This window comes from Arthrobacter sp. zg-Y20 (assembly GCF_030142075.1).
GTDB lineage: Bacteria > Actinomycetota > Actinomycetes > Actinomycetales > Micrococcaceae > Arthrobacter_B.
The window spans coordinates 3,195,839-3,216,051 of the sequence record NZ_CP126241.1; the positions used below are offsets into that span (position 1 = coordinate 3,195,839).

20 protein-coding genes are annotated in these 20,213 nt (G+C 67.4%); 11 read left to right on the forward strand and 9 right to left on the reverse strand.

The window, feature by feature from the left end; all coding sequences use genetic code 11:
* Positions 1 to 24: 24 nt before the first annotated feature.
* Both corA and QNO06_RS15320 read left to right on the forward strand, forming a co-directional pair.
* The gene (gene corA, locus QNO06_RS15315; RefSeq protein ID WP_227912407.1) at positions 25 to 1,020 is read left to right on the forward strand and encodes a magnesium/cobalt transporter CorA; all 996 of its coding nucleotides are present in this window, start codon (positions 25 to 27) and stop codon (positions 1,018 to 1,020) included.
* On the forward strand, positions 1,011 to 1,439 hold the full coding sequence (locus tag QNO06_RS15320) for an META domain-containing protein (protein ID WP_227911898.1): 429 nt from the start codon (positions 1,011 to 1,013) through the stop codon (positions 1,437 to 1,439). The genes corA and QNO06_RS15320 overlap by 10 nt, the downstream gene beginning before the upstream one ends.
* Here the strand turns inward: QNO06_RS15320 and QNO06_RS15325 are convergent.
* Positions 1,436 to 2,803 carry an MFS transporter gene (locus QNO06_RS15325; protein ID WP_227911899.1) on the reverse strand — a complete coding sequence of 456 codons (1,368 nt, stop codon included), beginning with the start codon at positions 2,801 to 2,803 and terminating at the stop codon, positions 1,436 to 1,438. The two genes, QNO06_RS15320 and QNO06_RS15325, sit on opposite strands and share 4 nt — an antisense overlap.
* A 151-nt stretch (positions 2,804 to 2,954) precedes the next feature.
* On the opposite strand from QNO06_RS15325, the gene QNO06_RS15330 reads away from it, so the two are divergent.
* The 3 genes from QNO06_RS15330 (at position 2,955) to QNO06_RS15340 (ending at position 5,739) form a co-directional block, all read left to right on the forward strand.
* Complete coding sequence (locus QNO06_RS15330) at positions 2,955 to 3,632, forward strand: M23 family metallopeptidase (RefSeq protein ID WP_227911900.1); 678 nt, start codon at positions 2,955 to 2,957, stop codon at positions 3,630 to 3,632.
* Positions 3,633 to 3,704: 72 nt separating this feature from the next.
* Positions 3,705 to 5,279 carry a DHA2 family efflux MFS transporter permease subunit gene (locus QNO06_RS15335; protein WP_442860147.1) on the forward strand — a complete coding sequence of 525 codons (1,575 nt, stop codon included), beginning with the start codon at positions 3,705 to 3,707 and terminating at the stop codon, positions 5,277 to 5,279.
* Positions 5,280 to 5,376: 97 nt separating this feature from the next.
* Positions 5,377 to 5,739, forward strand: coding sequence for a hypothetical protein (locus QNO06_RS15340; RefSeq protein ID WP_227911902.1), 363 nt, complete (start codon positions 5,377 to 5,379; stop codon positions 5,737 to 5,739).
* On the opposite strand, the gene QNO06_RS15345 is transcribed toward QNO06_RS15340, so the two are convergent.
* Both QNO06_RS15345 and QNO06_RS15350 read right to left on the reverse strand, forming a co-directional pair.
* Complete coding sequence (locus QNO06_RS15345; protein ID WP_227911903.1) at positions 5,736 to 6,995, reverse strand: cytochrome P450; 1,260 nt, start codon at positions 6,993 to 6,995, stop codon at positions 5,736 to 5,738. The genes QNO06_RS15340 and QNO06_RS15345 overlap by 4 nt on opposite strands.
* A 173-nt stretch (positions 6,996 to 7,168) precedes the next feature.
* On the reverse strand, positions 7,169 to 8,050 hold the full coding sequence (locus tag QNO06_RS15350) for a manganese catalase (RefSeq protein WP_227911904.1): 882 nt from the start codon (positions 8,048 to 8,050) through the stop codon (positions 7,169 to 7,171).
* 194 nt (positions 8,051 to 8,244) lie between these two features.
* On the opposite strand from QNO06_RS15350, the gene QNO06_RS15355 reads away from it, so the two are divergent.
* Positions 8,245 to 9,774, forward strand: a complete 1,530-nt coding sequence (locus QNO06_RS15355) for a S10 family peptidase (protein ID WP_227911905.1) — start codon at positions 8,245 to 8,247, stop codon at positions 9,772 to 9,774.
* Positions 9,775 to 9,796: 22 nt separating this feature from the next.
* On the opposite strand, the gene QNO06_RS15360 is transcribed toward QNO06_RS15355, so the two are convergent.
* Positions 9,797 to 10,549 (reverse strand): class I SAM-dependent methyltransferase, encoded by a 753-nt coding sequence (locus tag QNO06_RS15360; RefSeq protein ID WP_227911906.1) that lies wholly within the window; start codon positions 10,547 to 10,549, stop codon positions 9,797 to 9,799.
* A gap of 97 nt (positions 10,550 to 10,646) precedes the next feature.
* The gene (locus QNO06_RS15365; RefSeq protein WP_227911907.1) at positions 10,647 to 11,147 is read right to left on the reverse strand and encodes a DUF456 domain-containing protein; all 501 of its coding nucleotides are present in this window, start codon (positions 11,145 to 11,147) and stop codon (positions 10,647 to 10,649) included.
* A 665-nt stretch (positions 11,148 to 11,812) separates the two neighbouring features.
* Here QNO06_RS15365 and QNO06_RS15370 point away from each other — a divergent pair.
* The gene (locus QNO06_RS15370; protein ID WP_227911908.1) at positions 11,813 to 12,949 is read left to right on the forward strand and encodes a TIGR04086 family membrane protein; all 1,137 of its coding nucleotides are present in this window, start codon (positions 11,813 to 11,815) and stop codon (positions 12,947 to 12,949) included.
* Positions 12,950 to 13,022: 73 nt separating this feature from the next.
* On the opposite strand, the gene QNO06_RS15375 is transcribed toward QNO06_RS15370, so the two are convergent.
* The gene (locus QNO06_RS15375; RefSeq protein ID WP_284014896.1) at positions 13,023 to 13,931 is read right to left on the reverse strand and encodes an SDR family oxidoreductase; all 909 of its coding nucleotides are present in this window, start codon (positions 13,929 to 13,931) and stop codon (positions 13,023 to 13,025) included.
* Between the two features lie 99 nt (positions 13,932 to 14,030).
* A complete protein-coding gene (locus tag QNO06_RS15380; protein ID WP_227911909.1) occupies positions 14,031 to 15,263 on the reverse strand; it encodes a multidrug effflux MFS transporter in 1,233 nt (410 codons plus the stop codon).
* 102 nt (positions 15,264 to 15,365) lie between these two features.
* Between QNO06_RS15380 and QNO06_RS15385 the strand changes: the two genes are divergently transcribed.
* Complete coding sequence (locus tag QNO06_RS15385; protein ID WP_227911910.1) at positions 15,366 to 15,806, forward strand: universal stress protein; 441 nt, start codon at positions 15,366 to 15,368, stop codon at positions 15,804 to 15,806.
* A 37-nt stretch (positions 15,807 to 15,843) separates the two neighbouring features.
* On the opposite strand, the gene QNO06_RS15390 is transcribed toward QNO06_RS15385, so the two are convergent.
* Positions 15,844 to 17,367 carry an MFS transporter gene (locus QNO06_RS15390; protein ID WP_227911911.1) on the reverse strand — a complete coding sequence of 508 codons (1,524 nt, stop codon included), beginning with the start codon at positions 17,365 to 17,367 and terminating at the stop codon, positions 15,844 to 15,846.
* A 122-nt stretch (positions 17,368 to 17,489) separates the two neighbouring features.
* Between QNO06_RS15390 and QNO06_RS15395 the strand changes: the two genes are divergently transcribed.
* From QNO06_RS15395 to QNO06_RS15405, 3 genes are all read left to right on the forward strand, one after another.
* Entirely contained in the window at positions 17,490 to 18,056 is a 567-nt protein-coding gene (locus QNO06_RS15395; protein ID WP_227911912.1) for a TetR/AcrR family transcriptional regulator, read from the forward strand.
* A gap of 69 nt (positions 18,057 to 18,125) precedes the next feature.
* Positions 18,126 to 18,599: a ribonuclease E activity regulator RraA gene (gene rraA, locus QNO06_RS15400; protein WP_227911913.1), complete on the forward strand. Its 474-nt coding sequence runs from the start codon at positions 18,126 to 18,128 to the stop codon at positions 18,597 to 18,599.
* Between the two features lie 8 nt (positions 18,600 to 18,607).
* Entirely contained in the window at positions 18,608 to 19,195 is a 588-nt protein-coding gene (locus QNO06_RS15405; protein WP_227911914.1) for a dienelactone hydrolase family protein, read from the forward strand.
* Positions 19,196 to 19,239: 44 nt separating this feature from the next.
* Here the strand turns inward: QNO06_RS15405 and QNO06_RS15410 are convergent, their stop codons facing one another.
* Positions 19,240 to 20,085, reverse strand: a complete 846-nt coding sequence (locus tag QNO06_RS15410; protein ID WP_227911915.1) for an HpcH/HpaI aldolase/citrate lyase family protein — start codon at positions 20,083 to 20,085, stop codon at positions 19,240 to 19,242.
* Positions 20,086 to 20,213: the final 128 nt, after the last annotated feature.

A 20,213-nucleotide genomic window follows, 5' to 3' on the forward strand; every position in this document is an offset into this window, starting at 1 on the left:
GGATTCGACGCTAGGGGTATGTCCATGACGCTGATCGACAACGCGGTGTACGTGGACGGCAAGCGTGTCCACGACCCGGACAACCTGGATGAGACCTTCGAGCTGACCCGAACCTCCGACGGCATGGCCTGGATCGGCCTGTACCGCCCGGACGAGGTGGAGCTGCTGGCCGTCGCCGAGGAATTCGGCCTGAACCTGCTCATTGTCGAAGACGCCCTCGCCGGACACCAGCGTTCGAAGCTGGAGCAGTACAACGACCAGCTGTTTGTGGTGCTGCGCCCCGCCCGCTACCTGGACGACGTCGAACGGGTGGAATTCGGTGAGCTGCACCTGTTTGTGGGCCCGAACTTCGTGGTCACCGTGCGGCACGCCGAGTCCCCGGACCTGGCCCGGGTACGCAAACGGGTGGAGCAGGAACCGGATCTGCTGGCCCTGGGGCCGCAGGCCGTGCTGTACGCAGTGCTGGACCAGGTGGTGGACGAATACGCGCCGGTCGCTGCAGGGCTGGAAAACGACATTGACGAGATCGAAGACCAGCTGTTCAGCGGCGACGCCGAAGTATCCCGCCGCATCTACGAACTGTCCCGTGAGGTCATCCAGTTCCAGCGCGCCATCTCCCCGCTGCAGACCGTGGTGGGGGAACTGCGGCATGCCGCAGACCAGTACGGGGTTCCGCCCGAACTGCGGGACAACCTCGGCGACGTCCTGGACCATGTGCTGCGCCTGATCGACCGGGCCAACGCGTACCGCGCCATCCTGGAAAACGCGCTGACCCTGTCCTCCACGCTGGCCTCGAACCGGCTGGCCGAAACCAGCATTGAGCAGAACGAACAGGTCAAGCGGATTTCCTCCTGGGCCGCCATCCTGTTCGCTCCCACCCTGGTGGGCACCGTGTACGGGATGAACTTCGACAACATGCCCGAGCTGTCCTGGCAGTTCGGCTACCCGCTGGCACTGCTGGGGATGCTGGTCACCGGCATCGTCCTGTACCTGACCTTCAAACGGAACAAGTGGCTGTGACGCGCCGCCTGCCGGTTCCGGCCCTCTTGTCCGTCCTGCTGCTGCCCGCGCTGCTGCCGCTCGCGGCGTGCGGGGACGTCGCAGGCAGTACTTCCCCGGACGACGGCGGTGCCACCCCGGATGCCGACGTCACCGGGGCCTGGGGCGACACGGCCAACACCGAAGCACCGTCGCTGGACTTCGATCCCAACGGGCGGGTCAGCGGAACCGACGGCTGCAACCGGCTGATGGGCCACTGGAGCGTCAAAGGCAACCGGGTCACCATGCAGGACATGGCCTCCACCATGATGCTCTGCCACGGCATCGACACCTGGCTTTCCGGCGGTGCCGCCGCCGACGTGGACGGCGACACCCTGCGGATTTATGACCAGGCGGGCACCGAAATAGGCGTCCTGGAGCGCCCGAAGCCCGGGTCCTAGCGCGGACGCCGCTTGGCCGCGGTCTCCACATGCAGGTCCGTGCCCCGGGTTTCCTTCACCATCGAAACTGCCGCGAAGGAAATGACGCACAGCACCATGATGTAGAGGCCGATGGCCGGGGACCAGCCCGTCCCGTTCAGCAGTGCCTGGGCAATGGTGGGCGCGAAGGCACCGCCCAGGATGGCGCCGAGGGCGTATCCGATGGACACCCCCGAGTAGCGCACCCGGGCCGGGAACATCTCCGCATACAGCGCGGACTGCGGCCCGTAGGACAAGCCCAGGCCGATGGTCAGCACAAAGATCGCCACCGCAAACAGGACAATGTTGGTGGTGTCGATCAGCAGGAACATCGGCACCGACCACAGGAACACCCAGACGTAGCCAAGCTGGAAGGTGCGTATCCGTCCAATCCGGTCCGAGAGGATGCCTCCGTACAGGGTGAAGATCAGCCAGCCGAAAGAGCCCAGGGTGGTGGCCAACAGCACCGAGGGGCGGTCCATGCCAAGCCCGCCGCCGCCGTCGGGATTGGGCTTGCCGCTGGCATAGGAGGCGAAGAACGCGATGACCAGGTAGCCGGCCGCGTTGTTCGCCACGAAGATCAGGGCGCTGAGGATGACCTCCCGGCTGTTGTGCCGGAACAGCTGCCGCAGCGGGGCGGAGGACTCCTTCTTCCGCTCCTGGATTTCCTTGAAGATTGGGCTTTCGGACACGGAACGGCGGATGACGTAGCCCACGGCAATCAGCACCACGGAAAGCAGGAACGGAATACGCCAGCCCCAGCTTTCGAACTGGTCCTCGGTGAGGCTGGTGCTCAGCACGTACATCACGAAGGTTGCCAGGATCATGCCGATGGGTACGCCAATCTGCGGATACGCACCGAAGAGCCCGCGCTTGGCCACCGGGGCGTGCTCCACGGACAGCAGGGCAGCTCCGCCCCATTCCCCGCCGGCGGAGAAGCCCTGCAGGATGCGCAGCAGGATCAGCAGGATCGGGCCGGCGATACCGATCTGCGCGTAGGTGGGCACCACCCCGATCAGGGCGGTGGAGGCGCCCATCATGATCAAAGTGAACACGAGCATCTTTTTCCGGCCGATCCGGTCCCCCAGGTGCCCTGCGACAATGGCTCCCAGCGGACGGAACAGGAAGCTGATGCCGATGGTGGCGAAGGAGACCACCTGGCCCAGCGGGCCGTCATTGATGGGACCGAAGTACAGCGTTGCCAGCACCAGACCCGCGGCCTGGGCGTAAATAAAGAAGTCGTACCACTCGATGGTGGTGCCAACCAGCGTTCCGGCGAGGACTTTGCGTTCCTCCCGGCTCATCCGGCCGGCGGAAGGCGCGGCGGAGGCGGCGTTGACGCTCATCTGAAACTCCATTGTTCGAGACGGACAGTGTGGTGCGACGGACCCCGATTTGAGACCCTTGCTGCAGGAATCCGGTTGCACGCATCCTAAGCCCAGCCCGGATGCAACCGGCAGAGCCCTGCAGGACCCGGGCGAGTCACGGAAGGTCCTCATGTCCACCGCCCTGCCGCCACCGCCGCCGGCGGAACCGGCACCCACTGTCCTGGGCCTGCCGTTCACCGGCCGCTGGCTCACGCAGAACAGCCCGGCGAACCGCGTCCCCAGCCACGGCACGGACCTGTTCGGAACTACCTATGCCATAGATTTCGTGGCCGTGGACGGGCATGGCCGGTCCGGTCCGCCGGGCTGGCGGGCATTGTTCGCCACCGAGGCGCCGGAAGATTTCCGCGGGTTCGGCACACCGGTGCTGGCGCCGTCGTCGGGCACCGTGGTCTCCGTGCACGACGGCGAGCCCGACCACGAAGCGCGCCGCTCGCAGCCCGCGCTGCTCGCCTACGCCCTGACGCAGGCGGGCCGGGTGCGGCAGGGACCGAATGCCATTGCCGGCAACCACGTGGTCATCGCCCTCGCCCCCGACGGCCCGTATGTGCTGCTGGCCCATCTGCGCCGGGGATCGATTGCCGCCGTGCCGGGCGCCTTGGTCGCCGAAGGTGCACGGATCGGTGGATGCGGGAACTCCGGCAACAGCACCGAACCGCATGTCCACCTCCAGGTCACGGACTCAACGGACTGGTCCGCCTGCCGCGGCCTGCCGCTGGCGTTCCGGCATCCCGACGGCGGTCCCGGGCCGTGGCTGCCGCGCAACGGCACGGTCTTCAACGCCTGGTGATTGCACGGATTACCGGAGGCCGGAATATGCGGGCACCGTCACGGGTTTGCCTCTAGGGCACGCAGGGCCAGAATGGACTTCGGCCTTTTCCGACACCACTATTCCGAACGGCAGCGACGCACCTTGAAAAACCTCTCCCCGGACACCGTCAGGCCCTGGCCTGCCCTGTGGTCCCTGGTCATCGGATTCTTCATGATCCTGGTGGACTCCACGATCGTTAACATTGCCACCCCGGCCATCATGGAGGACCTGGGCGCCGGCCTGGACAAGGTCATCTGGGTGATCAGTGCCTACCTGCTGGCCTACGCCGTGCCGCTGCTGATCACCGGCCGGCTCGGTGACCGCTTCGGCCCGCGCCGCGTCTACCTGATCGGCCTGGTGGTCTTCACCCTCTCCAGCCTCTGGTGCGGTTTTGCGGGCAGCGTTGACGGGCTCATCCTGGCCCGTGTCTTCCAGGGCTTCGGCGCCGCACTGATGACGCCGCAGACCATGTCCGTGATCACCCGGATCTTCCCGCCGGAAAAGCGCGGCACCGCCCTGGGCCTGTGGGGCGCCACGGCCGGCGTCGCGACCCTGGTCGGGCCGATCCTCGGCGGCGTCCTGGTGGACGGCCTGGGCTGGGAATGGATCTTCTTCATCAACGTCCCCGTGGGCATTGTGGGCTTCATCCTCGCCTACCGGCTGGTACCGAAGCTCTCCACCTCAGTGCACCGCTTCGACTACCTGGGTGTCCTGCTCAGCGCCGCGGGCATGTTCGCCCTGGTCTTCGGCATCCAGGAAGGCGAAAGCTACAACTGGGGCACCATTGCCGGTCCCATTTCGGTCTGGTCGCTGATCATTGCCGGCATTGTGCTGCTGGCCCTGTTTGTCCTCTGGCAGCGCCTGAACCGGGCCGAGCCGCTGCTGCCCCTGAAGCTCTTCCGGGACCGCAACTTCTCCCTGGCCAACATCTCCATCACCGGTATGGGCTTCGCCGTGACGGCGTTCTCCCTGCCGCTGATCCTCTTTGCGCAGAACGTGCGCGGCCTCAGCCCCACGCAGGCAGCCCTGCTGCTCGCCCCCATGGCGGTGCTGTCCGGTGTGCTGGCCCCGCTCGCGGGCAAGACCGTGCAGCGCGGCAATCCCAAGTTCATCGCCGTGTTCGGCTTCGCGGCCATGGCGGCGTCGCTGATCTGGCTCGGCGCCCTGCTCAGCCCGGATGTCCCCTACTGGCAGCTGGTCCTGCCGATGCTGCTGATGGGCCTGGCGAACGCCTGCATCTGGCCCTCCGTATCGCTGACCGCCACCCGCAACCTGGCGGCCAACGTCGCCGGTGCCGGGTCCGGCGTCTACAACACCACGCGCCAGTTCGGTGCGGTGATCGGCAGCAGCGCCATTGCTGCGATCATGCAGTCCCGCCTGACCGCGCACCTGGGCGGCGGGGCGGCCGACGGCGGCACCGCACCTGCCGCGGGCGCGTTCCCGGAGGCGCTGAAGGCCGGCTATTCCGAGGCCATGGGCCAGTCGCTGTACCTGCCGGCCGCTGTGATTGTCGTGGCGCTGCTGGCGTCGCTGTTCTACGCCAAGCCGGCTCCGCACCTCACCTCTGCCGGGGCCCGCAGCGCGAAGAGTCCCGCAGAGAGTCCCGCAGAGAACACTGTCGCCTAGCGTTCCGCTTCTGCTGCCGGTTTCGGTTTCTGCTGCCGGTTCAAACCCGCAGCAGAAACGTAAACCGGCGGCAGAACCTCCGGGGTACGCTCGCCCCATGACTATGGTTTCCAAGTTCTTCGCCGGGGTGCTCTTGGCCAACGCTGTACCGCACGGCGTCAGCGCCGTGCAGGGCCGGCAGTTTCCATCACCGTTTGCCTCGCCGCCCGGCGTAGGCCTCTCCGGTCCGGTAACCAACGCCGCCTGGAGTGCCGTCAACGCCGTGGGCGGCGCCGCGCTGCTGGGCCGGGGCGGACTGGACCAGCGGAACCGCGCGGCCGTGACCGCCGGAGCCGTGGCGATGGGTTTCTTCCTGGCGCATTACTTCGGGAAGAACAGCAGCCATTCTGCAACCGGGACCGGCACCGGCGCGGGCACCGGCGCCGACCCCGTACCCGGGCCCGGGCCGGCGGCCGGCTAGACCGTACCCCTGCCGGCGGGCCCGGCCGCGGTGAGCAGCAGCCCGGACCGCGGGATTGAGGGCAGCTGGGACAGCGAGATGCTCAGGTCCTGCGCCGGAACCCCGTACCCGCCTTCGGCCAACAGCCGCACGGCGGTTTTCACCAGTTCCAGGGTCAGCCCCTCCCCCGGGCAGCGGTGGGCCGTGGACACCTGCCCGGCACCCTGCGGCACCAGCCGGTAGGGGTTGTCATCCCAGGTGCGGAACCGTTCGGGGCGGAAAGCCTCCGGATCCGGCCACAGCCGGGAATCGTGGTTGGTGCCGTAGATATCCAGCATCACCCAGGAACCTGGCCGGAAGTCGTGGCCGTTCCAGGAAAAGTCCTTCAGCACAGTGCCGGCGATGGCCGGGAAGAACGGATAAAAGCGCCGGACCTCCTGCGCAAACGGCTCCAGGTCGGCTCGGTCCTCGTCGCTGCCGCCGGCGAACTGCTGCCGCCACTGCGGGTGTTCCACCAGCGCCGTGCCGGCGAAGGTGATGAAGCGGGCCACGGCCACAATCGGGCGCAGCACGTTGAGCAGTTCCACCGCAGCAATGTCCACCGGCAGCAGCTGCCCCTCCGGGTCCCGGTGCCCGGCTACCAGGCCGGCGGCCGACGTCGGCGACACCTCCAGCGAACCGGAGCGGATGGCGCTGACGATTCCCTGCGCCCATCTCTCGGTACTGCGGCGGCGCAGCTGCGCCCACCAGTTGGCCGGGCCGAAGGACCCGGCCTGGTCCACCATCAGGCCGAACTCGGCGGCCCGCCGGTCCACCACGGCGTCGGGCTGCGGGATGCCGGCCCATTCGCACGCGGCGGCGGTAAGCATCCAGCGGGATTCCTCGTGCAGCACCACGGGTTTCCCGGACCAGCCGGCGGTGCGGCGGCACCACACGTCCTCAAAGATGGAGCCGATCCGGGCAATGGACTCCGGTGCCATCATGGCCGTGAACATAGCCTTGCGGTGATGATGCGCGGCGCCGTCGAGCGTCTGGACGCTGCCCTTGTCCTGGAGCAGGTGCACCACAGTGGGCGGCAGGGCGCCCTTGCGGCTGAACCGGTCGCCGTCGTAAAAGATCTGCGCCGCTTCGGCACCGCGCATGCAGTACACGGGGCGGCCGGCAATCCGGGTCCGGAACAGGTCGGTGCCCAGGCGGTCGCAGCGGGATGAAATGAACGTGTAGCCCTCGCGCAGGAAGGCCAGGGAGCTGTCCGGTGCGGGCAGTTTCGGAATCAAAGGACGTCCTCGATAGTCAGGGTGCTTTGTTTCCCAGCCTACCGAGGGGCCCGCCGCGGCGGGAATCAGCCGGTGCGCGGCTTGCCCGGCTTCCCCGGCGGTGCCCGGGCACGGCAGGACCGGGCGCCGTGCTGCCGCGCCCGGTTCTGCCGGTCATGCCGCCCCCGGGGCCGCTACTCCTTCTTGAGCTTGTCCTGCGCGCTGCCCGCTGCCTTCTCCACGGTGTTGGGCACCTCCGTGGTGCCGTAGAACCGTACATCGGGGTGGGTGGGCGGCGGCATGGGGGCCGATGTCGTGGGTCCGTCGTGGTAGCTGAACTCACCGTGCCCGTCGGGGGTGGGGCCCTTCGCCCAGGAGCCCTCGGACGCATGCTGGCCGTCGGAGAAGTTCAGGTACTGGTAGGACACCTCCCGGTATTCCTTGCTCAGCGGGAAATTGCTGGGGACCGGAAGCTGTTCCATGTTCTCCGCCTGAAGTTCCAGGGCCGCGGTGGTCCACTGGTTCTGATGCATGGTGTCCCGCGCCAGGAGGAAGGACAGCAGGTCCCGGATTCCGTGGTCATCGGTCATGTGATAGAGCCGGGCCACGGCAAGGCGGCCCTGCATCTCGATGTTGGCGTTGGAGGTGAAGTCGGCCAGCATGTTGCCGCTGGCCGTGACGAAACCGCCCGTCCACGGGTTGCCGTTGCTGTCCACCGGGCGGGCACCCGCACCGGCAACAATCGCGTGCTGCACGTCCATGCCGCCCATCACTGCCGCTACCGTCGGATCGGATTGGACGGCGTCATTGGTAATTCCCAGCGGAGCCTTTTCCAGCAGCTGGGCAATCATGATGGCAAGCATTTCGACGTGGCCCATTTCCTCTGCGGCGATGCCGTAGAGCAGATCCCGGTATTTGCCCGGTATATGGGAGTTCCACGACTGGAAGCCGTACTGCATGGCCACAGTGATTTCACCGTACTGGCCGCCCAGGACCTCCTGTAGCTTCCGGGCATAAACGGCGTCTGGCTTGTCCGGGGTGGACTTGAACTGGAGTTCCTGTTTATGGAAAAACATGCAATTCCTCCGCACCTTGGGGACCGCCGCGCGAGACAGAACCCGCATGTCGGGAGCCGCGGCCGGTCACGGTGGTCCCAACGTAGACCGATGGCCGGAGGCATGGAAGAGCAAAGCGGACGCTGCCCGCCCCGAAAAGTGAAACCGTCCGTAGAGACCGGGTAAACCGGTTCCGGGCAGGTAGTGTGCTTGCCATGGTCTCCCCGGAACATCCCGAAACCCCTGCCCCGCCGGCTTCCGGCATCTCCGGCGACGGCGCCTCCTCCGCCTCCTCCGCATCCGGCACCGCCGCGGCCGGCGCCAAGGTCGACGTGAGCGACGACTTCGCCGTCCGCCGCCACACGCTGCCCTCAGGCCGGGAATACACCACCACCGCCGGCCGGCTGGTGTTCCGCAAGGAAGAGGTCAAGGACGGCAAGTCGGACGGCTTTCGGCCCAAGGCGGAAATTTTCATGGTCGCCTACACTGCGGATGCTCCCGAGACCGGCCCCAACCGCCGTCCGGTGGTGTTCGCTTTCAACGGCGGGCCCGGGTCCGCCTCGGTCTGGCTGCACATGGGCCTGCTCGGTCCGCGGATGGTGGTTTCCGGCGACGCCGGTGCGCTGGCTCCGCCGCCGTTCGGCCTGGTCGACAACCCGGACACCCTGCTCGAGCACGCGGACCTCGTGATGATCGACCCGGTGAACACCGGCTTCTCCCGCGTAGTGGACGGCAACGACGCAGGCGAGTTCCACGGCTTCGAAGAGGACCGGGACCTGGTGGCGGAGGTGATCCGGCTATGGACCACCCGCAACAACCGCTGGCTGAGCCCCAAGTACCTTGTGGGCGAGTCCTACGGCACCCTGCGCGCCGTCGCTGTGGCGGGGAAGCTGTTTGATGCTTACGGTTTGGCGGTCAACGGCCTGGGCCTGGTCTCCACCGTGCTGAACATGGCGACCCTGGATTTCGCGCCGGGCCGGGACACGCCTTATCCGCTGCATCTGCCCACGTACGCCGCCGTTGCGCACTACCACGGCCGCCATCCCGGCCGGGAGCTGGCCGACGTCGTGCGGGAAGCCGAAGAGTACGCGTCCGGGGACTACGTGCTGGCCCTGCACAAGGGGTCCCGGCTGGGCGCGCAGGAGTACGACGACGTCGTCCGCCGGCTCGCGGAAATCACCACCCTGAGCGAGGGGTTCATCCGCCGCACCAACCTGCGCTGGGACTACTCCATGTTCTCGGCCGAGCTACTGCGGGAAGAGAACCTGGCGGTGGGCCGAATCGACGGGCGGTTCACCGCGGCGCCGGCGCACCAGCAGGACTGGATCAACTGGGACGATCCGAGCATGACGGCAATCAACGGTCCCTACTCGGCAGCGGTCAACCACTATCTGCGCGCCGAACTGGGTTACGAGAATGACCTGCCCTACGAAATCCTTACCGGCCGGGTCCGGCCTTGGAGCTACAAGAGTTTCGAGGGCGTCCCGGTGGATGTCACCGGCACCCTGGAACGGTTGCTGGTGCACATTCCGGCGCTTCGGGTGCATGTGGACTACGGCTATTACGACGGCGCGACCCCGCATTTCGCCGCGGAATACGTGTGGGCGCACCTGCGGATGGACGACGCCGCCCGGGCCCGGTTCAGCCACCACTACTACGAGGCCGGGCACATGATGTACGTGAAGCCCGAGTGCCGGGTGGATCAGCTGCGGAACCTGGCGGAATTCGTGACCGCGGCGGAGTAGTCGGGGCGGGGGCAGCGGGCCTCTAGGCCTCGGGCTTGCGGAAAAGTGCGGTGAGTAGGAACGGTTCTCCAAACAAGGGCGAGTCTTTGCCCTGGGGAATCATGGGCCGAATCGCGATCTCTTCGAAGTCCTCGAAAATCCAGCGGAGATCTGCCGGGCTGAAGGCCATGCCCGCCTCGAACTGTCCGTCCCGGTACAGCTGGTCATCGGGGAGCTCGGATCCCATCTGCCCGCTGGCGAAACAGGCCAGGCCGAAGTAGCCGCCCGGGGCTAGCGTGCGCTCAAGCAGCTGCAGGTAGCTGATCCGCCGGTGCGGCGGAAGATGGTGGAGGCAGCCGGAATCGTAGACCAGTCCGTAAGGTCCGGGGATTGCCTCCGGCGGGAGCGTAAACGCGTCGCCACAGGTGAAAGCGACGTCGAGATTCCGGTCCCGGGCCCGTTCCTTCCCCCACTCGACCGCGGTGGACGAGAGGTCCACGGCGTCGACAGTGCAGCCCTGCTCCGCGAGGAACAGGGCGTTGCGTCCCGGTCCAGAGCCCAGATCCAAGACTCGGATTGGTGCATGCAGGGTGTTCCGGACCAGTGCGGCAAGGTTTTCATCCGGTTTGTCCGCGAAGAACGGGACCGGACGGCTCCGGTCGGAGTAAAAAGAGTTCCACCATGCTCCCCCGGCCGTTTCGGTCCACCGCACTGCGTCCTGGACAAACAGGCCGTCCATCAAGGTGAGGAGGTCCTCCACTGCCCGGAGACGGCGGTTGATCCCGGGCTCATTCATGTCCAGAGCCTACTGGTCCATGCTGCGGCGCGGGAAGGGCGCTGCCGCCTGGGAAGGGTGCTGCCGGCACCGGTACTGGCTGGCCGCCGTCGTCGACCTAGCGGGTGGCGAAGTGCACCCAGACGCCCGCACCCCAGATACCGCCGGCGGTTAGCGCCAGCGCGAGTTCGGCCAGGATGCCGATCCCCATGGCCTTCAGCGTAGCCAGGCTGGAGGACCAGGCGGTGCGCAGGTCCCGCTGGCGCAGCCACTCGCTCAGCAGCAGGCCGACGGCGAATCCCACGAACAGCCCGACGGCCGGGATGGTGAACATACCCACGACGCCCAGCACCACACCGGCGACGATGGAGCGGGTGGGGATTTTCCGTTCCTTCAGCTGCCTCCCGGTGAGGAACGTGCTGGCGAGCATGCCGGCGACCAGCAGCACCGCGCCGATCCCGAAGGTCCACCAGCCAGCCGGGCTCTGCACGCCGTAGGCCCAGCCCAGCAGGGCAATGATGATCAGGATGCTGCCGGGAAGCACGGGCACCACAATGCCGGTCAGCCCCACGGCGATCACCAGGGCTGCGACGAGGGTTATCAGAAGGTCGGGATCCATGGCACCAGTCTTCCACCGGTTTCGGGCCACCTGCGCATTTCGGCATCGGGGTGGTTTGGCGTCCGGTTTGGGATTCTGCTGCCAGTTTGGGCTTCTGCTGCCGGTTTGAAGTGGCAGGGAATTCCCAAACCGGTCGAATTTCCCCAAAACGGAGCGAAAACGGAGTGATTCGGCCGCCCGGTGCGCCCTGACTCTGTGGAACGCGCCGCCGCGACGTTCATAGTGCAGCAGATGCTCCTTCGGGACCGGCCAGGCCGCATCTGCTGCCCACTGAATGGGCTTGGCGGGCTTGCGGACAGGTTCACCGGGTGCCGCGACGGGATGCGGGCGGGTTCACCGGGGTAGGTCATGTGCCCGGGACGTGTTGCCGCCAGCCTGGGATTCTGCCGCCGGTTTGGGAATCCGCCGCCGGTTTGGGAATCCGCCGCCGGTTTGGGAATCCGCCGCCGGTTTGGGATTCTGCTGCCAGTTTGGGAAATCCCTCCGCTGCGCAGTGGCAGGGAATTCCCAAACCGGTCGAATTTCCCCAAAACGGAGCGATTCGGCGGCCCGGTGCCCGGAAATTCCGCAAACTGCCCGCCACGTCGGGTGGAGAAATTAGTAAGGATGCTTATATGGTGGCATCTTCAGCCCGAATCACCGGACGGAAAACAGGAGATGCAGTAATGAGCACCGAACCAGGGAACACCTCTAACGCTTCCGCGGCCGGCCGCGGCGCCGGTGACGGCGGTCCGATGCGGGACCGCTCAGACCGGCCCACTGCCGATGACGCCGCCCGCACTGCCCCGGAACACCGCACCGAAGATACCGGCACCAGGGTGATCCGCACGGACTCCGTACCTGCAGCCGATCCGGTTGAGGGTACCGGCCGCCGTACGGGCAGCCACACGGCCCAGCCCGCGGACGGATATGAGGAAACGCGGGTTGCACCGGCCGCTTCGAATGAGCACCCGACCGCTGGCCACACCGCCGACGAGAACACCCGTACGCGCGCGGTCCCCGCCACCGAGGAAACCGCCACGCGCGCGGTCCCCGCGACGGACTCCCGCCACGCCGAAGACACCCGCACGCGGGTTGCCCCGGTAACGGCCAGCCGGGACCTCCCGGAGGAGACGGACCACAACCGGCACACCGACCGCGCAGACCGGGATGTACGCGACGCCCACGGCACCCGCCACGACGACGCCGACCGTGACGGCGTGGTCCGCGAAGCTGCCCTCCCCAACCGGGAAGCACTGCTGGCCCGGGAAAAGGAGCGCTTCGGCGGCATGAAGTTCGGCTCGGCCTTCTTCGGCTGGCTGACCGCCACCGGCATGGTGGTGCTGCTTTCGGCACTGGCCGCGGCTATCGGCGCCGCCATCGGCCTCTCCGCTGAAACGAATCTGGGTGCGGCACTGGAATCAGCCGCCGCCAACCAGTCCGCGGGCATCATCGGCGCCATCATCATGCTTGTGGTGCTGCTGCTCTCCTACTACGCCGGCGGCTATGTGGCCGGCCGGATGGCACGCTTCAACGGGCTCAAGCAGGGACTCGCCGTCTGGCTGTGGGCACTGATCGCCGCCGCCGTCGTCGTCATCCTCGGCCTGATCTACGGCAGCGACATCCGCAGCATTAGCCAGCTGAACTCCGTGGCCCCGCTGCCGGAGAACCTGGAGAACGTGAGCGCCGGCACCTGGCTTGCCGTGGCCGCGAGCCTGGTGGTCACCCTGATCGGCGCCATCCTGGGCGGCCTGGCCGGCATGCGGTTCCACCGCCGCATTGACCGCGCCGACTTCCGCACCGAAGAGACGGTTAGCCGCTAAAACCCAGCGCACAACACACAGGAAGGGCCCCGCAGCTGCGGGGCCCTTCCTGTGGTTAAGCGGAAACCAACGCTTACGGCGCGGGGGTGCCGCCGTTGACGTTCAGCGTCTCGCCGATCACGTAGCTGGATTCCGGGGAGGCCAGGAAGACGTAGGCCGGAGCCAGTTCGGTCGGCTGGCCCGCGCGGCCCAGCGGAACGTCCTGGCCGAAGGTCGGCAGGGCGTCCTTCTGCTGTCCGTCCGAAGGCTGCAGCGGGGTCCAGAACGGACCCGGAGCCACGGCGTTCACGCGGATGCCCTTGGGTGCCAACTGCTGGCCCAGGCCCTTGGTGAAGTTGTTGATCGCGGCCTTGGTGCTGGCGTAATCCAGCAGGTCAGCGGAGGGCTGGTAGGCCTGGATCGAGGTGGTGTTGATGATGCTGGAACCGGCCGGTAGGTGCTTCAGTGCTGCCTTGGTCACCCGGAAGAACGAGTAGATGTTCGTCTTGAAGGTGTGGTCCAGCTGCTCGTCGGAGAGATCCTCGAGGTTCTCCACGGCAATCTGCTTGCCGGCGTTGTTGACCAGGATGTCCAGCCCGCCCAGGGCAGACACCGCATCTTCCACCAGCTGGCTGCAGTACGCGGGGTCCTTCAGGTCACCGGGCAGCTTCACGAGCTTGCGGCCGGTTGCCTCCACCACCTCGGCGATGTGCGCGGCGTCGGGCTCCTCTTCGGGGAGGTAGGAGATGGCGACGTCGGCACCCTCACGGGCGAAGGCGATGGCCACGGCCGCGCCGATGCCGGAATCGCCGCCGGTAATGAGTGCCTTGCGGCCCTCGAGCCGCCCGGTGCCGCGGTAGGTGTCCTCGCCGTGGTCCACATGCGGAGTCATGTCCTTGTCCAGGCCGGGCTCCGACTGGTCCTGCACGGGCGGAGCGATGCTCGGGTAGCGGTCCACGGGGTTCTGGAAGGTGTACTGGTCCGTCTTGTTGCCGTTTGTCACAGAAGTTCCCACTTTCGGTAGGTCAGTCCATTCGGGCGGTCCGGATACGGGCCGCCGTAAAAGGCGGTCACTCACGCGAACGTAAGTATGCTTATCACCCTATGCCCGGTTCCCGTTCCGGCTCAAGTCGGGAGCCGACGACGGCGCGCGGGTGGCCAGCAGCGCCAACAGGGCCACCAGCCCGGAGCCGCACATGACCAGGGCCAGCGGCAGGGCGGTGTCTTCGCCTGCAATCCCGGTCAGCGGGGAGACCATCGCACCGAACAGGAACTGTCCGCTGCCCAGCACGGCCGAGCCGCTGCCAGCGGCAAACCCCGCCTCGGCCAGGGCCAGGCTGGTGGTGTTGCCCATGATGAAGCCCACCGAAGAGGCGGCCAGGAAGATCGGCACGGCCAGCAGCAGCGGCGGAACATCGAGCAGCACCAGGAGCAGCAGCACGGCGGAGGCACCCAGCAGGACCGGAACGGCGATGCTGACAGTACGGCGCGGCGGCACCGTGCGGGCGAGCCGGGCGGAAATGAATCCGGCCAGCACCAGGCCAAGGGCATTGATGCCGAAGGCCACCCCGTATCCGGCCGGAGAAAGGCCCATCAGGGACTGGTAAATGAACGGGGACGCGGAAATGTAGCCCATCAGCACGCCGAAGGTGGAGGCGAACAGCACCGCGTAACCTACAAACCGTCGGCGGCGCAGCACCGAGGCCAGACCGCCCAGGATCGGCCCGCTGCTGCGCTTTTCCGCCGGCCGGGTTTCCCGCACGACGCCGGCCACCCCGGCCAGCATGGCAGCGGCCAGGCCTGCCAGCACCCAGAGCACTCCGCGCCAGCCGACGCTGCCGGCCAGGATGCCGCCAACGGTGGGGGCGAGCACCGGTGCAACGCCGCCGATGGTCATGAGCAGGCTGAAGGTGCGGGCCGCGGCAGGCCCGGAGGTCAGGTCCGCCACGATGGCACGGGCAATCACGACGCCGGCGGAGGCAAACAGGCCCTGGAAGAGCCGGCCGGCAATGAGCACCGGCAGGTTCGGGGCCACGGCGCAGACCACTGAGGCGAGCACAAACAGCACCGAGCCGAGAAGCAGCGGACGGGACCTGCCGTACCGGTCCGAGAACGGCCCAAAGACCAGCTGCCCGGCGGCCATGCCGATCAGGAACGCGGTGAGGGTGAACTGCACCCCTGTGGCCGAAGCGCCCAGCTGGTCCGCCATCTGCGGGAAGGAGGGCAGGTACAGGTCGGTGGCAAACGGGCCGGTGGCCGAGAGCAGGGCGAGGACCAATAGGAGCCCGGTGGTCATGGCGGTGGTTGTCCGGGCGGATCCGGGTAGGGCAGGCATATGCCACATCCTATTTGGGCCGGGCCGCCGTGCTCTGGCCATTACCGCTTCATAAAGCGCACACTGCTGGGTATCTGGACGCAAACATTGGAAGGAACCCCCATGGCTGAGGCACACCGGAAACGGATTGTGGTGGGCATGGACGGCTCGGAGGAGTCCATTGCCGCGCTGCGCATGGCGGCCCGGCTCGCCGAGCTGCTCGGCTGCCGGATCCAGGCGGTCACCGTCTGGGAGTACCCGGCAATGCTGGCCATGCCGTTTCCCACCTCGGAGTTCTCACCGCGGGTGGAAGCGGAGCGGGCACTGGCCGAGGCGGTGGACGCCGCGTTCGAGGGCCGCGGAGCTCCGGAGGACCTCACCCAGGAAGCGGTGGCCGGCCAGCCCGCCAGGGTGCTGATGGAAGCCAGCCGGGGAGCGGAAATGCTGGTGGTGGGCAACCGCGGCCGGGGCGGTTTTGCCGGACTGCTGCTTGGCTCCGTAAGCGCCGCGGTCGCGTCCCACGCCTATTGCCCGGTCCTGATCGCCCGGCCGCACCGGGACTAGCGGGCACCGCGCGGCAGGGCACCGGGAGGCCCGGCTTTTAGTGCCCGGCGGGTGCCTTGCGCAGCAGCACGACGGCGCCGGCAGCGGCCGCCACCATCACCAGCACGCCGATCAGCGAGGTCAGGCTGACACCCGAGTCGAACGCGGCCTGGGCCGAGTGCAGCAGGGCCGAGGCGCTCTCCGCCGGCAGGGACTGCGCCGCGTCGAAGGCCCCGCCCAGGGTTTCCCCGGCGGAAGCCGCCTGCTCGGGGCTCAGCCCGTCCGGCACGGTGACGTGGGTGCGGTAGGCGGAGGTGAGAATGCTGCCCAGCACCGCGGTGCCCAGCACGGAGCCGATCTCGTAGGCGGTCTCGGAGATCGCCGAGGCGGATCCGGCCCGGGACGGCGGCACGCTGGCAAGGATCAGGTCATTGGAAATGGTTTCCGCCGCACCCACGCCAACGCCGAGGAACAGGAACGCCACCACCAGTTCCATCACGGTGACCGATTCCCCGGCGAAGAACACCAGGGCGTAGCCGGCCGCGTTGAAGAGCAGGCCGCCGGCCACCACGTAGGCGGGCTTCAAGTGCTTCACCAGCGGCACAACGGCCAGGCCGGTGATGATGGTCAGCACCAGTCCGGGCAGCATGGTCAGCCCGGCTTCGATGGGCGACTGCCCCACCACCAGCTGCAGGTGCTGGGAGAGGAAGAAGATGAAGCCCACCATGGCGAAGAGGCTGAGCAGGTTGGCACTGATGGAGCCGGTGAAGATGGGGTTGCGGAACAGCCGCACATCCAGCATCGGCTTCTCGCGGTGCAGTTGGCGGCGCACAAACAAGGTGCCGAGCACCAGGCCGGCGAGGATGATCGGCAGGCCGGGCACCACGCCGTCGTGCGCGAAGGTCTTGATGCCGTAGGTGATCGAAAGCATCGAACCCATAACCAGGACGACGCCGAGGATATCGACCGCGCCCGGGCTCGGGTCCTTGGATTCGGGCAGCAGGATGGGGCCGAAGATCAGCAGCGGCAGCAGCACGGGGATGGAGAGCAGGAAGACCGAGCCCCACCAGAAGTGCTCCAGCAGCACGCCGCCCACAATCGGACCCAGGGCTGCGCCGCCGGAGAAACCGGCTGCCCAGATGGCCACCGCCACGCGGCGCTGGGAAGGCACGGTGAAGATGTTGCGGATCAGCGACAGCGTGGCGGGCATCAGCATGGCACCGAAGACACCCATCAGGGCGCGGGCCAGGATCAGCATGGTGGCCGAAACGGAGAACGCCGCCACCAGGGAGAGCACGCCGAATCCCACGCTGCCGATCATTAGCAGCCGCCGGCGTCCGATCCGGTCCCCGAGGCTGCCCATGGGAACCAGCAGTCCGGCGAGGACCAGGGCGTAAATGTCCACTATCCACAGCAGCTGCACGCCGCTGGGGGCCAGCGCCTGGGACAGCGACGGGATGGCGAAGCTGAGCACGTTGTTGTCGATGGAGATCAACAGAACCGGCAGCATCAGGACAGCAAGTCCCCACCATTCGCGCTTACCAGCGCGCGTTTCTGCGGGCCTTTCCTGAACCGCCAGCACGGCATCCTCCTTCTGAAGTGTTTGGATTTCGTGAGGGAAAACCTCGACTAGCTACTGTACCGTCTAGACTGTATGGTTCCAAATGCCCGCATTTGAGTCCGCTCATGGCGTAGCGTAAAAGCATGCCCAACTCTCGTCCCGCCCGGGACCGTATCCTCGATGCCTACGAGGAACTGCTGATCAACGAAGGCCCCCGCGGTGCCACCCTGGACGCCGTGGTGGCACGCGCCGAGGTCTCCAAGGGTGGCCTGCTGTACCACTTCAAGAACAAGGAAGCGATGGCCGGGGCGCTGATCGAGCGGCTGCGCGAGCTGGCCGACGTCGATCTGCAGGCCATGCGGGAGGATCCCGAAGGTCCCGCCCGGTACCTGGTCCGCAGCTCGGTATACGTGGGCAGCCCGCTGGACCGGGCGCTGATCGGCGTGGTCCGGTTGGCGCAGGCTTCGGATCCCACGGCCTCCGACTTGCTGCAGCAGATCCACAGCAGCTGGTTCGACATGGTGCAGCAGGAAGTGGGCGATCCGGCCATCGCCCGGGCCATCACGCTGCTGGCCGACGGACTGTATTACAACGAAGGGCTGCCCGGCGGCTGGCCCCAGTCCACACGGGACAACCGCTCGAGCTCGGTGGGTGACCTGCTCCAGATTGTGGATGTCCTGAAGTCCCACGCCCAGCCCGCCACGGCCTAGCCCGGGCAACTTACCGGCGACGGCGTGGCAGCGCCGACACGGGGCACGGCCTCTGCCACAGTAGGTGCCATGGAAACCCGATTGAGCACAGCTGACCTTTATGACGAGCGCGGCGACGAGCTGGCCTCCGTGTCCCTGCAGTTCCAGGACCTGGGCGGACACACTGCCTTCACCGGCCCCATCCGGACCGTGCGCTGCCTGGAGGACAACGGCCTGGTGAAATCCCTGCTGAACTCCCCCGGAGACGGCGCGGTACTGGTGGTCGACGGCGGCGGCTCCCTGAACACGGCGCTGATGGGGGATCTGATTGCCGGGGCCGCCGTGGAGAACGGCTGGGCCGGCGTCGTGATTCACGGACCCATCCGTGACCGCACCGCCGTCGCCAAGCTGCCGCTGGGTGTGAAGGCGCTGGGCTCGAATCCGCGCAAGAGCGCCAAAAACTCTGTCGGCGAGGTGGATGTGCCCGTAGAGTTCGGCGGCGTCACCTTCCGTCCCGGCGCGGTGCTGTACGCGGACGAGGACGGCATCCTCGTCGAGCCCTAGGAGAACCGATGGCAAACGTCCTGCTCTTCCACCACGCCCTGGGCCTGACCGCGGGGATGGACGCCTTCGCTGAGGTGCTGCGCGAGGCCGGGCACACCGTGACCGTTCCGGACCTCTATGACGGGCGGATCTTCGGGAACCTGGACGAGGGGATCGAGTACGCCGCCGAACTCGGTATGGACACCGTCGAAGAGTTGGGCGTGCGGATTGCCGAGCGGTTTCCGCCGGAGATGGTCTACATCGGTTTTTCACTCGGCGTGATGCCGGCGCAGCGGCTGGCGCAGACCCGGCCCGGCGCCCGCGGTGCGGTGCTGATCAGCGCGTGCGCCCCGCTGGGCACCTTCGCCGACAGCTGGCCCGCAGCGGTGCCGGTGCAAATCCACGGCATGGACGCCGACCCGTACTTCGTGGAGGAGGGCGATCTGGACGCCGCGGAGAACCTGGCCGCGTCCAGCCCGGACGCGGACCTGATCCTGTATGCGGGCGCGGCGCATCTGTTCGCGGACATCAGCCAGCCGGACTACGACATGGACGCCGCGTTCGCCCTGACCCGGATGGTGCTGCGGCTGCTGGACCGGGCGGACGCGGCTGGCTGACCCGCCGGTGAGACACCGCCGCTGATCAGCCGGCTAAAAACCGCTTAGGCGTTCCACAGTCCGTAGGAATCGGCCAGCGAGGAGATCTTCTGTGCACGGGCCAGGCGCGGCAGGTAGGAGCCGTCACCCACCACGGCGCCGGCTGCGTGCGCTTCGAGCAGCTCGTGCGCCCAGGTGATTTCGGATTCGCTCGGCGACAGTCCCTGGTTGATGAAGTCCGCGGCCTCGGGCATCAGGCAGAGCTTGCCGGTCATACCCATGCTCTGGGTGACCTTGCAGGCGTCCAGCAGCTTCTCGCCCAGGGCACCGACGGTGGGGCCGTCAATGGGGCCGGGCAGCTGGCCCACGCGGGAGGCGACCACGAGCTTGGAGCGGGCATAGGCCAGGGCCATCGGCTCGTCCGAGGCGCCGGTGTCGCGGCGGAAATCGCCGACGCCGAAGGCGAGCCGGAAGGTGCCGGGTGCGCTGGCGATGGCGGTGGCGTTTTCAATGCCGAGGGCGGATTCCACCAGGGCGAGCACCGGGGTGCCGGCCTGCAGCCGCATGGCGGTGTGGGTGACCTGCTCGGGCTTTTCGGTCATGGCCAGCATCACGCCACGCAGGCCCGGAGCCTTGGACAGGGCGGCCAGGTCATCAGCCCAGTAATCGGTTTCGATGCCGTTGACCCGCACCCAGGCGGTCATGCCGGTGGACAGTGCCTCGACAACGCGTTCACGGGCTTCGGCCTTGCCGGGCGCGGGGACGGCGTCTTCCATGTCGAAGACCACGGAATCAGCCTCAGAAGCGAGCGCCGGTGCAAAGTTCGCTTCGTTGGCTGCGGAGGCCAGCAGCCAGGAACGGGAGAGTTTTGCGGGGAGCGCAGCCGCGCGGCTGTTTCGAAATGGGGCCATAAGTAGACCCTACTTTCAGGGCGCACGGTTCCTAAAATGCGACGGCCGTCATTGTGGGCACCCTCACCTGTGTGACGCCGGTATCAGTAGGGTCCCTCCTCATTGGGTGCGCCGGGCCCTCTGTTGGG